The sequence below is a fragment of the Vibrio sp. YT-16 genome, assembly GCF_033337405.1.
GTDB classification, from domain to species: domain Bacteria; phylum Pseudomonadota; class Gammaproteobacteria; order Enterobacterales; family Vibrionaceae; genus Vibrio; species Vibrio alginolyticus.
The window spans coordinates 1-12,623 of the sequence record NZ_JAWOQQ010000031.1 but is presented as its reverse complement, the minus strand read 5'-3'; the positions used below and the strand labels follow the sequence as shown (position 1 = coordinate 12,623).

The 12,623-nt window shown below is 41.3% G+C and carries 16 protein-coding genes; 15 read left to right on the top strand and 1 reads right to left on the bottom strand.

What is annotated here, in order from left to right; translation table 11 throughout:
- On the bottom strand, positions 1-1,124 hold a 1,124-nt coding region (locus tag R7F07_RS24040; protein ID WP_225455828.1), incomplete at its 3' end, for a DUF4158 domain-containing protein.
- Between the two features lie 235 nt (positions 1,125-1,359).
- On the opposite strand from R7F07_RS24040, the gene R7F07_RS25645 reads away from it, so the two are divergent.
- The 15 genes from R7F07_RS25645 to R7F07_RS23970 form a co-directional block, all read left to right on the top strand.
- Positions 1,360-1,566 (top strand): excalibur calcium-binding domain-containing protein, encoded by a 207-nt coding sequence (locus R7F07_RS25645; protein ID WP_077284359.1) that lies wholly within the window; start codon positions 1,360-1,362, stop codon positions 1,564-1,566.
- Positions 1,567-1,704: 138 nt separating this feature from the next.
- Positions 1,705-2,433 (top strand): hypothetical protein, encoded by a 729-nt coding sequence (locus tag R7F07_RS24035; protein ID WP_025634892.1) that lies wholly within the window; start codon positions 1,705-1,707, stop codon positions 2,431-2,433.
- A gap of 199 nt (positions 2,434-2,632) precedes the next feature.
- Complete coding sequence (locus R7F07_RS24030) at positions 2,633-2,929, top strand: helix-turn-helix domain-containing protein (RefSeq protein ID WP_025634893.1); 297 nt, start codon at positions 2,633-2,635, stop codon at positions 2,927-2,929.
- Between the two features lie 85 nt (positions 2,930-3,014).
- Positions 3,015-3,515, top strand: coding sequence for a hypothetical protein (locus R7F07_RS24025; RefSeq protein ID WP_025634894.1), 501 nt, complete (start codon positions 3,015-3,017; stop codon positions 3,513-3,515).
- Between the two features lie 35 nt (positions 3,516-3,550).
- Positions 3,551-4,057 carry a hypothetical protein gene (locus tag R7F07_RS24020; RefSeq protein WP_029811849.1) on the top strand — a complete coding sequence of 169 codons (507 nt, stop codon included), beginning with the start codon at positions 3,551-3,553 and terminating at the stop codon, positions 4,055-4,057.
- A 17-nt stretch (positions 4,058-4,074) separates the two neighbouring features.
- Positions 4,075-4,407: a hypothetical protein gene (locus R7F07_RS24015; RefSeq protein ID WP_029811850.1), complete on the top strand. Its 333-nt coding sequence runs from the start codon at positions 4,075-4,077 to the stop codon at positions 4,405-4,407.
- Positions 4,407-4,889, top strand: coding sequence for a hypothetical protein (locus tag R7F07_RS24010; protein ID WP_025634898.1), 483 nt, complete (start codon positions 4,407-4,409; stop codon positions 4,887-4,889). The genes R7F07_RS24015 and R7F07_RS24010 overlap by 1 nt, the downstream gene beginning before the upstream one ends.
- A gap of 174 nt (positions 4,890-5,063) precedes the next feature.
- Positions 5,064-5,609, top strand: coding sequence for a hypothetical protein (locus tag R7F07_RS24005; protein WP_025634899.1), 546 nt, complete (start codon positions 5,064-5,066; stop codon positions 5,607-5,609).
- Between the two features lie 375 nt (positions 5,610-5,984).
- Positions 5,985-6,236, top strand: a complete 252-nt coding sequence (locus R7F07_RS24000; protein ID WP_025634901.1) for a hypothetical protein — start codon at positions 5,985-5,987, stop codon at positions 6,234-6,236.
- A 43-nt stretch (positions 6,237-6,279) separates the two neighbouring features.
- Positions 6,280-8,043: a P-loop NTPase fold protein gene (locus R7F07_RS23995; RefSeq protein ID WP_025634902.1), complete on the top strand. Its 1,764-nt coding sequence runs from the start codon at positions 6,280-6,282 to the stop codon at positions 8,041-8,043.
- A gap of 6 nt (positions 8,044-8,049) precedes the next feature.
- Positions 8,050-8,907, top strand: coding sequence for a hypothetical protein (locus R7F07_RS23990; RefSeq protein ID WP_054574966.1), 858 nt, complete (start codon positions 8,050-8,052; stop codon positions 8,905-8,907).
- Positions 8,900-10,234: a Qat anti-phage system QueC-like protein QatC gene (qatC, locus tag R7F07_RS23985; protein WP_025634087.1), complete on the top strand. Its 1,335-nt coding sequence runs from the start codon at positions 8,900-8,902 to the stop codon at positions 10,232-10,234. Before R7F07_RS23990 ends, qatC begins: the two co-directional genes overlap by 8 nt.
- A complete protein-coding gene (gene qatD / locus R7F07_RS23980; RefSeq protein WP_025634089.1) occupies positions 10,231-10,959 on the top strand; it encodes a Qat anti-phage system TatD family nuclease QatD in 729 nt (242 codons plus the stop codon). The genes qatC and qatD overlap by 4 nt, the downstream gene beginning before the upstream one ends.
- A 106-nt stretch (positions 10,960-11,065) precedes the next feature.
- Positions 11,066-11,368 (top strand): hypothetical protein, encoded by a 303-nt coding sequence (locus R7F07_RS23975; RefSeq protein WP_077284361.1) that lies wholly within the window; start codon positions 11,066-11,068, stop codon positions 11,366-11,368.
- A 128-nt stretch (positions 11,369-11,496) separates the two neighbouring features.
- Positions 11,497-12,623 (top strand): DUF4158 domain-containing protein (locus tag R7F07_RS23970; protein WP_206926118.1); only part of this gene is annotated, 1,127 nt, incomplete at its 3' end.

Here is a 12,623-nt window from a genome sequence, read left to right as displayed (position 1 = left end):
TTCAGGTAAAGGCAGAGGGTCTGGATATCCCTGTCATTCATGACCTTCAATGCCTGTTGTCTGACTACTGAGAAGGGTTGATTATCATCAATGTTCTCATCCACAAACAGATGCAGTAACTCTGCCGCTTTCGTGACATTGTCCGCGGCTGACTGCCAGGACAGGAACACTGCTTGTTGTGCAAAGGTGTTGGCAGCTTCTTGTTGCTTGCGGATATGGTAAATGAACCCATCAGTTAACCGTTCCAGTGCCAGTTGTATCCGCTCTGTCAGGTGACATAGCAACCATAGATGCTGCTGTGCGCGTTTGAATCGTTTGAGTTTACTACCGTAATAGTTGATGAGCTCACCGAAGTGTTGTCGATTTTTAAGAGACAGATTAAGCCCATCGATAACGCCATTGATTTGCGTGCGCCATGGCGCTAACTGATGATAAAGGGCAAGCTCTTTTTTAAGTTCAGGTACGGTCAGACTTTTTGCACCGCCTCTGAGCTGGTTCAGGCTTAGTCCGTCATCAATGGCTGTTATGCTGTCCAGAAAGACGTGAAGTTCAGGACTGGTGAGTTGATTAAGTTGGTGCGCCAGGTCTTTTCTGACCTGCTGCATCGCTCTGCTTATCAGTCTCTGGAGTACGGTGTACCTAGGGATAGCAATGCTGTGACTGGTTAGGAATTCAATAGCAGTATCAAAGAGGTAACGCGGCTCCAGCCAGGCATTGCCCACCTGAACAAGGTGGTCGAAAAGAGAATTGAAGTGCTGACTTTCGTCCCATTTGTGATAACCAGCAAGGTCTAATACTTTTGCGTAGAGTCGATCTTTTTGTTTTTGTGAGGGAGTGAATGGTCTGAGCCCCTTGCCGCCAAGCAGCTCTTTACTGATGAACATTAAATCCTTAGAAACCTGCGAGTAAGCGATATCTAGGATGACGGGCTTTGATTTGAAGTATCCCAAAATCGCGACAAAGTAACATCTATGAGCTCTGAGACGAATTGACCGAAAAACTGCCAATTCCGCATCGTTCAGAGAAAAGTACAGACATTGTTCTTCGATTGAAAAAATGGGTGGGGAATAAAGATCTGCCTGTTCTGCTCTCGTGAGAATAGTAATTTCGTTTTTGATGGCCATATCAGGGCTGTTCCGTATTAAATGTACGATATTTACCTAATTTGCCACACTTATAAGTAGTAACCCACCTCCGCAGCCATTTATTGGTGTGGTCTACAGAGGATTATGTCTTTTTAGAGGGGAAAATCCCTAGAACCCCAGAGTGGTCGAGGTAAAGTTGAAATACGCTCTAAGTGTAGACCGCAGAGAAGTGGAAACGTTAGATTCGGTACTAAGAAACTGCACAAGCACTGAAATGATCGTACATGAACCTGCTGAGGAAAGTATAAAAACCACGAGAAACGTTTCAAAGTCCGCCCCGTTACTTATGTATGACGAAGATAATAACGGTAGGATTACTTGCAAGGAAGCTATCAGAAATGGTATTGCACCAGTAAGAAGATCACATCCTGCATACTCTTATATGAACGATAGAGATGGTGATGGGGTTGTATGTGAATAAATCGACTCTATCTATACGATCACTGGACTTCCAAAAAGCGGGACTTCAGGTAGTAGAGATGACATTTTGCTTGATATGCTCATTAGCCCACCAGCGAATCGGTGGCTAAAACCTTTAAAAACTAACGAGGAACTGAGTATGGCAATCAAAACAAATATACTGGAGCTAAATGGACTAAATCCGGCTTATTTCACCAATACGGAATTACTCCCTCTCGACGATTATCTGACGGGTAGAGGAATTTATCTATTTCCACATATTGAGAAGAGATTTGGCAGTATTCCTTTAGAGCGCGTTGTTGGTCATAGCCAAGGCTATGATGCGATGAAGTGGGGGGACTGTTTAGGTGGGCGTCACTTAAAACGTATTGAGCGAGCCCTAATGGAACTCAAAGAAAATCCAAATTACTATTTAGATCATCATGTAAAACCAGGTATTTCTTTTACAAAAGTTGAGGATGCTTACTTCATTGAAGAGGGAAAACATAGGACCATAACTGCGCGGTTCCTCTATCACCACAACCAGGAAGTTTTTAGAAATACCTCCCCTCTTTCTAACGTAAACATTCACGAAAGGTTCATTGATCATGAGTATATGGGCTATGTATATGAGATCAACATGCTACAGAAAATATACCCGGAATTAGAGTTTGAAATGACTTATACCGACTCAAATAATGAGAGGTGCTTGGCAGTACACCCGACTAATTTTAATATGCCAAGTAGTTTCTTTACTCGGGGAGAAGTCGAAGACTGCATAAAGCATTTAAAGAGTCCGAATCTATTAAACAAACTACGTTCACACAGACTGTACCAGCATATTGGAACTTCACATTGCTTAAAGCATATGTTCGGGAACATAAAGTAATTTGGTTGAGTTTTGCGTGACGTTGTCACTTGTGTCGTGGTCTAGTTGTATAGATGGTTTACTAAGCCTAGGCTAGGTTAAATGAAAACCATTTGTTAACTAGGTCATGACGTAAGATATTACAGTGTAATGGGAATTACTACCTACCGAAGATGATGAATACTGTTCAAAAAAAACTTGTTTAACGAAGAAGGATAGCATGAACGATAATAAGCCGAGTAAAACTCAAACCTCATTTCTGAGACGTTTGTTAGTTGCATATCTAATTGATAGAGGTTTTAACACTGTCCCAGCAATAGTGGAAGCAACGAATATGCCTCGTAGAACGGCACAGGATACTATCAAAGCTATTCATGAATTGGAGATTAAAATTGAACACACTAAAGGTGGTGAGTTTAAGATAATAGATTGGGGTGCAGTAAATCGTGATTGGATAGAAATTAATCGACAGCACGTGTGTGATGTGCTAAATTATCCGAGTAAATTTGATGATTGAATTACCCCTTAAACGCGATACTTCAAAGAAGTCCCTTCACACTTTCTGATAGTGAGTAATGCCATGATAGGTTTGAGGAATATACATGCCTTGTATTATTGATATTAACCACGATGTGAGTAAGAACAAAGAAAGCCAATGGGTCTCACTATGTGGTAAACACCTTTGGTTTAGTAATGACCCCCACAAAAGTATAGAAAATGCAAAACTAAGCGGAAAACCTATTTGCAAGACCTGTCGTAAGATTGCAGGAATTCCCATGTCTTCGAGAAGAAAACCCGAGGTCGAAGCTCCCTTTAAAATTTACACCGTTGGAGCTGGGGAAATCAAAGAGCGTATCGCAATCAAAGAAACCGATACCGGCTTTCGCACTCAAGGTGGTGATCTACAGTATAAAAACCAGAGACTTGATGCAGGACTTTGGAAAAATATTGGAGGAGATGCTTCAAAGTTAGTGACAACTAGGGAGCTTGAACAAGCGCGAAGCCTAGCTAAACATCAAATAACTATGCTTAAAGAGTATGTATCTAAACTACCGGAATTGATCACTAGTTTGGAGACCAAACTCAGTAAATACGAAGATTAAATATCAATTAATTATACGGATAATTAGCTTAGAACATGAAATCCAATTTCGAGACAAACACTGGTCTTAGGTTTATCTCAAAAGCTGAGACTGCATTTAAGATTCACATCCATACACCCGAAGATAAAATTCTTCATAGATCGGTTGGTTATATCCGTATTGGAGAGAAGAAAGGTCTAAAGAAAGCTATTAGGTTAAGGAACGAAATCGGCATAAAGTTGTGGGGGAAAAAGCTTTGGAAAAGAGTCTTGAATGAGCCTGAACTGTTTACCCGATTACCCCATAGTCTAGAGCCGAAACTAATAGAAAAGAACGCACCTATCAAATCAGACCCTCGAAGAAAAAAACTCCATTATTTGGCCAAGTGGTATGTATATGGTGATGACGGATCATTATCGACAAAGACTACAGTTGTGTCCGTGGAGAAGTATGGAAAGTTAGGGGCGTATAATAAAGCTAAACGTAAACTTACCGAAGTTTATAAAAATGAAATTGAAATATTATCTTACATGGATAGATTTAGTATTACTCTAGCTAAGTGAATGAGAAAATTATTAAAATGAATACGAAAAAATTTGTCGTTTCTACAGAGACAAGCATTGATACAGCCTATCGGCATTTCTGTAAAGCCAAAACAGATGATAGCTTAGACATCATGTTTGAAGGTGCTGAAAAGCAATTGGCAAATTTAGATTGTACTGGAGAGGAGCGCAATCGAGTCTTTCATAACATTTACATTGCATATGGACGTCGACAAGAAGACATCGATGGCGAAAGTACAAGTACAGAATATAAGGCACTGAGAACAGTTGATAAGAGCCTAGCTAATAACAAAAATCTAAGTACAGAAGAGCTACTGGGTGAGGCGCTAAGAGCAATGGAAAATAAGTAATGATCAAAATAGGATTCCCTGTACGCACTTCATTACACAAATTGACGAAACTCTTTACTCAGCTGTTTAACCGATTGTTTGTATACCTTTCAGTTAGCAATTTACCACAAGTAATCTTCATGGGGGCGGCCATATTTGCTCTGTTTAGTGCGGTTTTAAGCTTAACCGAATCGATTAACTATGTTCTTGCTGGGATGGCTAACTATGGCTTCATCGAATTGCTGAGGGTCTTAATCTACATTGCATTCGCTTTCTCTCTGGTAATGAAAATGTGGAAAATTAGTATTACTAGCTTTATCTTGATCATTCTCTTCGGACTAGCTATATCAACTGGCTTATCCAACGGCTGGGGAAGTACATCAATACAGTTAGGCTATGCTCTATCTTCCGGGTTTAAAGGTCTGGCATTGATCCTACTTGGAGGAATTGCTGGTGGTGTTTCAAGATGTCTGTATTGGATCTACAACCGTTGGCCAAAATGATAGTAACCTTAGTGTTGATTTAGAGTAGCTATGAACATAACAAATTGTTCAAGAGTGATTCGGCACGTGTGGCATTTTGACTATGCGTTGGTTTAGGTGATGAAGGTGGTATGCGGCGGCATCAGTATTGCGTTGCTCAAACCTTAATAGGGCGTTTATGCTTAGGAGCAGAAGTTGAGATATTTGGAAGAGTTCGAATTGGCGATTGAGCGCTCAAGGTACCTTAAATTGTCTGATACACGCTTTAAGGCTTTAGATGCGAAATTTTGTAGTGATGAAAACCTTCAAAATTGCTTGGATTTTCTAAATTATCTATATAACCCACTAAAAGACACCGATCTCGTAGGACAGTGTCTAAATATTCATTCTCAACTAATGAAAGCGGTAGAACATTTTTACGGAGCGCCACCAATATTCACTATTGGATCTATTACATTTGATGGAAATAAATATTTTGAGTTAACTGAGGATGATATCAAGTCATCAATTTTAGACTGTTCACCTACCAATATGGCCAATATTCACGCATGGTTGACGTTGCCTTCTATGGAGATACTAGATTTTACGTTTATTTCAACTTACGAGAGTCAAGCTGGAGACAGTGGCTTTCCAAAAGTTGTCAGTCAGTTTGCTGAAAGTCTAAAACCGCACTTTCATTATCACCCAGTGTTGACAGGAGAAGAGAGTCTTTCAAAGTTAGGTTTATCGTCCAGTGGCTAGCACTTGTTCTGAGCTATTGCAATAGCTACCAGCTCGTCACCTCGCTTGCCAGCAGGGATAATAAGTATCAAATGCAACTGGCAGGTAGTTCGATTCCTGTCTTATAGTCACTTAAAGTCCTGGCAATCAGTTCCGACGTTTTATTTACCAGATTAGCTTTATTTTAACTCTACTGTGAGAGAGTAATAAAGTCTCATGCTAAAATAGCCGCGATCGCAATCGATACGCTGCCATTCCTAAATCGAAAATGCCCCGAAGTTTGCCAGACTCTGATTTGGGACACACTTCTTTTGTCATCATTTGACCTATTTTTCCTAATAACAGAATATTTAGTTTGATATAGACTGTTATAGCTTTGGCAGAAATGAGGAAGATATGAACACTAAGGAAACCGAAGAGCTTCAAAGGAATATGGATATTTTTTCAACGCCATTAGATGTTGAAAAGTACATAGATGAAGGGCTAATTAGCCGCTACAAGAATACCAAAACTCAGTTTGTAATCCATTGTTCTAAAGATGAGTTACCTGAAGAAGTCAGTGTACGGGCAAATAAAATAGAAGTCTTAACAAATAAAGATGGTTCCAACGCTCTAGTTTTGGGGCTTGACTTAAAAGTCAGAAAATAGTGCGTGTTGAAAACAGCTATTTTGTAGACAAAATGGGGTTTAAATGTGGTCTGATAAAGAGTCCTCACTAGACTTTTTAAATTTTAGTGAAACTGCCGAATCGATTAAGGATCTAATCACCGAAAAGGAATTGATGCCAATATCTGTTGGCGTTTTTGGGGATTGGGGGGCAGGAAAATCAACAATCTTAGAGCTAACCAAAAAATCAATATCTGAAGAGAAGCAAGACTACATTCAAGTCCATTTCGATGCATGGATGTATCAAGGCTATGACGATGCTAAAGCGGCTCTATTAGAGACAATTGCATCTACCTTGGTAAACCAAGCGAAAGACAACGCCAGCTTGAGCAAGAAGGCTAAAGAGTTTGCAGGACGTGTTGACATCATTAGATCTTTGGGATTATTGATGGATGGTGGTGCAGCTTTAGCTGGCGTTCCCACCATGGGTGGTTTTCAGAAGTTGATGGGGCTATTCAGTGGTGGAGAGGATCGCGAACTAGACTTTGGTGATGCCAAGGATGCAGTAGATGGTGCGAAGCAGATAGCTAAAGATAACAAAGAAATTTTAAAGCCTAAAAAGGCTTTTTCACCCCCAAAAGAAATTAAAGAGTTCCGCAATGCGTACTCAGACTTGTTGAGTGAATTTGATAAACCACTCATAGTCTATGTCGATAACTTGGACCGTTGCTCGCCATTTAATGCAATTTCGACGCTGGAAGCGATACGACTATTTTTGTTTTTACCAAATACAGCATTCGTGATTGCGGCAGACGAAGATATGATCCGCTTAGCTGTGCCGGAATATCACAAGGGAGCTTCGCAGCGCCACCAAACAGACTACCTAGATAAATTAATTCAAATCCCAGTACACGTTCCAAGACCTGGTACTCTAGAAATCAGAGCTTACCTGATGATGTTGACAGCTCAAGATCATGGCGTTACGAGTGACCAGCTTGAGGGGCTTAGGGAAAGCCTAGAGCAGTCTCTTCAGCTATCTTGGAAGCAGTCACCCATATCAGTCGATGAGCTTTTGGACGTTGATAAAGTTCAAGATGTTCAGGGTAAGGACGAACTCAGAAGTAAGTTCATCGTGGCCGAACAACTTGCTCCATTGCTCGCAGAGTCCTCCAATATAAATGGGAACCCTCGAATTGTTAAACGCCTCTTAAATCAGGTGAAAATGAGAAGAAAAACAGCACTCCGTCGTGGTATGCAGCTGGATGAGAAAACCATTACCAAATTGGTGATATTTGAGCGTTGTTTGGGGACTCAAGCAACAAACAAACTGTATCAGTTGATTGATACAGAGAGTGGTTCTCCAAAGATTCTGGCTCAATTGGAAGATCCAGAAGCTGAATTCGATGATATGGATTTACCAGAAGAGTGGAAGCTAGATTTAGCCTTTCTTGACAAGTGGTCGAAGCTACCACCGATGTTTGCAAATGTGAACCTGACCCCAGCGGCATACTTAAGTAGAGAGAGTATCCCCATGGGCCTAGTGAATGCAGTTATGTCCGGCGCTGCTCAAAAGCTTGTGAAGGATTTAATGAAACAAACGGAAAGACTAAGCCATACAAACCAAAATGCCATAGCAGCGACCCCAAGAGAAGACTATTTAGCTGTGATGGATGGACTAATTGAAAACTTCAGGACTGTAAGTGATTGGTCAAAAGCTCCCCCAGGCATATATGGCGCGAGACTACTAGCAGTTGAAGAGCCTAAATGTAAAAAGGCGCTACTAACTTACGTGAAGGGACTGCCAAAGCAAAGGTGGTTGAATGTAATTATCAAGGAATTAGAAAAGTAGGTATTAATGGGTACTTCAGCATCATCAACTGGCCCTAATAACCAGAGCCCACTCATTCCGTCATGGGCTGAACAAAGTCCGCCTGTAACAATTGAGCCAGCTCAAGATACTGGTGGCCCGGACGGGGAAAATCAAGGTGACAAGGAAATCGACAATGAAAAAGTTCAGCAGGAAATCGGCAAACCATCTGGTACTGCCAATCCTGCAAACCGTTTTGCAGGAGCTAGAAGAGAATTCGGGAATTATGCCAAGGCCGGAGGTTCAAGCTCTGATCTAAGGCGAGCACTAAAGAGTTATTCTAAAAAAGGCTCTGGTGGTGGAAAAACCACAAGCCGAAGGTTGGCTAGTGGGATAACGGCTGGTACTGGTTTACTTGGAGTAATGCGTGGAGACACTGTTACTGTCAACAACCAAAGCCTTTCCTTAAATGACTTGAAAGGCCTATCCACTGACCAAGCTATTGATAGAATTGCTTCACATTTGGCTCCTGATAATGCTGACTCAGACTCTGTGAGAATTGCCTTAGATTACGCGCTGGAAGAAGCGCTACCAGATACAGAAGATTTCGATCCAAATAGTTTTACTGAAGAAGTAATCCAACAAGCCATCGGCTGCTATTTAACTGACTTGATTTTCCAAGATGTGGTTGAAGGCATGGGCAGGGCTTGGTTCCACGTAGAACCTGCTAGCAAGCACCATAGCATGGAAGTTGAGCTAAGGGAGCTTATCAAGGTAATAGCTCAGGAGCAGCTAGACAAGGTCACTAATGGCAACCCTAGCAATATCACCAGAAATAACATTACCAAGATTCAAGCTGATACCATCGCAATGACCGTTGAAGAATGGGAGAGTTTCGATGACTAAGTTTTACTTCAATGATAATCCAAACCAACTACCTGAATATTCAGAGTCATGCCACCCTGTACAACTATTCCACACTCACGAATATGATCAAAAAAAACACAGCTTAGCTTCCAGAGGACTACTGCAAACAGTAAGAGACTTGGGAGTTGCTGTTGAGCCTAAGGCAATCGATTTAATTACAATTGCTTCCGCTGTTACCGCAGCAGATACTTTTGAGTTAAGAGAGAAGGCTGAGAATGCTTGGTCAAGGCAAATGCACCTTCACATCCCTGTAAGTGAACCGAATATATGGAATGCAGAAAGCGCTGAGTTGAGTTCAATTTTGAACTTTCTTACTGGCGATCAATGGATGTTCACTTTTGAGCAGACATCAATGGAACTGCCTAAACCTAAGATAAGTAAGCAGGCTAAATATAAAGCCAAAACTCTTCTAGGAAAAAATGCTGTTTGCCTATTTTCTGGCGGTCTTGATAGTGCAGTGGGTGCTATTGATATCCTTAATGGAGAGTCAGAATATAAGCCTCTCTTAGTAAGTCACGCCTATCGTGGAGATGGTGCAAAACAGGAAGAAATTAAGACTTTGTTGTCTTCTCCATTTGCTGAGCTCTCCTATTCAATTTCTCCTCATATAATTAAAACATATGAAGGCAGAACGGACATAAGTATGCGTGGGAGAAGCTTTAACTTCTTGGCGATGGCCGTATTGGGCATTTCCGCACTGAGAAGTGCTAACTGTGATGCCAGTATTAAAACCATTATCGTTCCTGAGAATGGCTATATCTCAATCAATCCACCACTAACTAGAAGGCGAATAGGTAGTCACAGTACGAGAACCACACACCCCAACTTCTTGCAGAGGTTGGAAGAATTGCTGACACGCATAGGTTTTGACGTCAAATTCGTAAACCCTTATCAGTTTAAAACAAAGGGGGAGATGTTGGCTGAGTGCGTTGACCAAAACGCTATTAAAAAAGCCGTACCGCTAAGCGTTTCATGCAGCCACTGGCACAGAGAACACATACAATGTGGGCACTGCTTGCCCTGTCTAATTAGAAGAGCATCTGTTCATCATGCTGGCTTTGATGATGACGCACCATATAAAACAAAGCGATTGAAAACGCTAATTAAAGAGAAGGATACAAGAGACGACCTGCAAGCAGTTCAAACAGCCATTATCCGGTTGAAGCAAACCAATAATTACAAATCTTGGCTACGTAAATCTGGTCCAATCCCACTAGATAAGTCTATACGTAATGCCTTGGAATCAACGCTTAAGCGTGGTTTGATGGAAGTTGAAGTGTTTATACAGGCTAACAAAACATCATGATGGATATGCATTGCCATGTTGATCTATACCCCGAACATCAGAAGGTATTGGATGACATTGAACGCTCAAACTATTACGTATTATCTGTAACAACAGTGCCTTCAGCCTTCGAAGGCACTGTTAATCTCACAAAAGGGCTTAAGCATTGCAAAACCGCTTTGGGATTGCACCCTCAGCTAGCTCATTTAAGGAAAAATGAACTACCAATTTTCGATCGACTTATAGAGAAAACTAAATATATAGGTGAGATTGGACTAGATGGATCAAAAGGCTGGAGAGAGCATTTTGATGACCAATTATTGGTTTTTAATCACATTCTGAAAAAATGTGAGTCATTCAATGATAAAGTTCTAACAATACATAGCCTGAATGCAGTAGACGAAACCTTAATGTGTCTGAAAAAACACCCGAAAGCAGGCATCCCTGTTCTCCACTGGTTTTTGGGGACAAAAAAACAGTTATTAGAAGCTGTCGATATAGGTTGTTATTTTTCAGTTGGACCAGCAATGCTTTTCTCAGCACGTGGAAAGCGACTTATATCTTGGTTACCTAAAGATAAAATTCTTCTAGAAACAGATGGACCTTTTGCGAAAGTTTCGGGAAAAATACTGTTCCCCTCAGATGTTGATACCGTAATTCAGTATCTTTCTAAAGAATGGGAAGTGTCTCAATCAGATACAGTTAGACAGTTGAAGAATAATTTACGTCAATTAGTTGCTAAATGAATACATCTTTGTAGAGATGTTGTGCAATTGGGACCTATAAATGTAGATCTTGAGCTAGCCACCTTGTTAGGTGGAGAAAATATGACCCAAACGAAAAAAAATTATTATGGACAAATCAGAACATTGTAAAGAAGTTTACGCATATTACGGTTTAGCGATGTATCGTGCTCAATGTGTGGAGCAATCGATTATTCAGTTGCTCATCTTTTGTGATTTATACGAAAGAGAGGCAAAGTCTAAGCACACCCAAGAGGAGTGGGAGGCTAAGTTTGATAGCTTTGATCAGGAAGTTAGTGATAAGACGATGGGTAGACTAATAGGACATCTAAAATCTTTAAACGTACTTCAAGCGACTACAGAATCGTTGCTAGCTAAGGCACTCAAGGAACGTAACTTCTTGGGGTTCTAGGGATTTTCCCCTCTAAAGTAACATAGAACGCTACAGGTATTATATTATATGGTCTGTGGCGGTGGGTTACCTTCCAATATTCTGCCATCTTATATAAACACCATCAATCATATTGGCGTTTATTCATCATGGCAATTAGTAATGAACTCTCGATTCTGACTCAGGCAGAACAACGAGACTTGTATTCAGCACCTCAGTTTTCTATTGAGGAACAACGTTTGTATTTTTCGCTAAACGATGTAGAACAGGCCGAATGCCGTACTATCAGGCTTACTAAACATCGTTGTTATTTCGTGGCGCTTCTGGGCTATTTTAAATCTAAGCCAGTGATCATTGCTCCGAGTTTCCGTGATATCAGTATCGACATGCAGTTTATTGCCTCCCAAATTCAAAGAGGTAAAGGGATCAGGCCTTTCAGTGTCAGTAAAATGCAGCGTGACCGTATTTACTCAAGGATACTGCGTCTACTAAATTACAATAAGTGGAATGAAAAACAGCACCTCAATGCTCTGTGCCACCACCTGGTTTACATTGGTCATGCCTGGCTGGAGCCTCGACACCTCTTTGATGCGGCCATTGAATACCTTGCCAGCCATAACATTGCCATTCCTAAGTACTCCGTGCTTCAAAGACTGATAAGCCGCACAATGCAACAGGTCAGAAAAGACCTGACGCTCCAACTGAATCAACTTACCAGTAATGAACTTAACGTCTTTCTGGACAACATAATCACTACTAAAGACGACGGGCTGAGTCTGAGCCATCTCAGGGGTGGTGCCAAAAGTCTGACCGTGCCTGAGCTTAAAAAAGAGCTCGCCATTTACCACCGGTTAGCACCATGGCACACGCAAATAAATGACGTTGTGGACAGGCTCAATCTGTCGCTAAAAAATCGACAACACTTCAGCGGCCTTATTGATTACTACGGCAGTAAAGTGCGGCGCTTCAAACGCTCACAGCAGCACCTGTGGTTACTGTGTCATCTGACAGAGCGCATGCAACTTGCACTGGAGCGCCTGACGGATGGGTTTGTTTACCATATCCGAAAACAACAGGAAGCCGCCAACGCCTTTGCACAACAAGCAGTGTTCCTGTCCTGGCAGTCAGCTGCGGACAATGTCACGAAAGCGGCAGAGCTACTTCACCTGTTTGTTGACGAGAATATTGATGACAATCAGCCCTTCTCAGTAGTCAGACAACAGGCATTGAAGGTCATGAATGACAGGGATATCCAGACCCTCTGCCTTTACCTGAA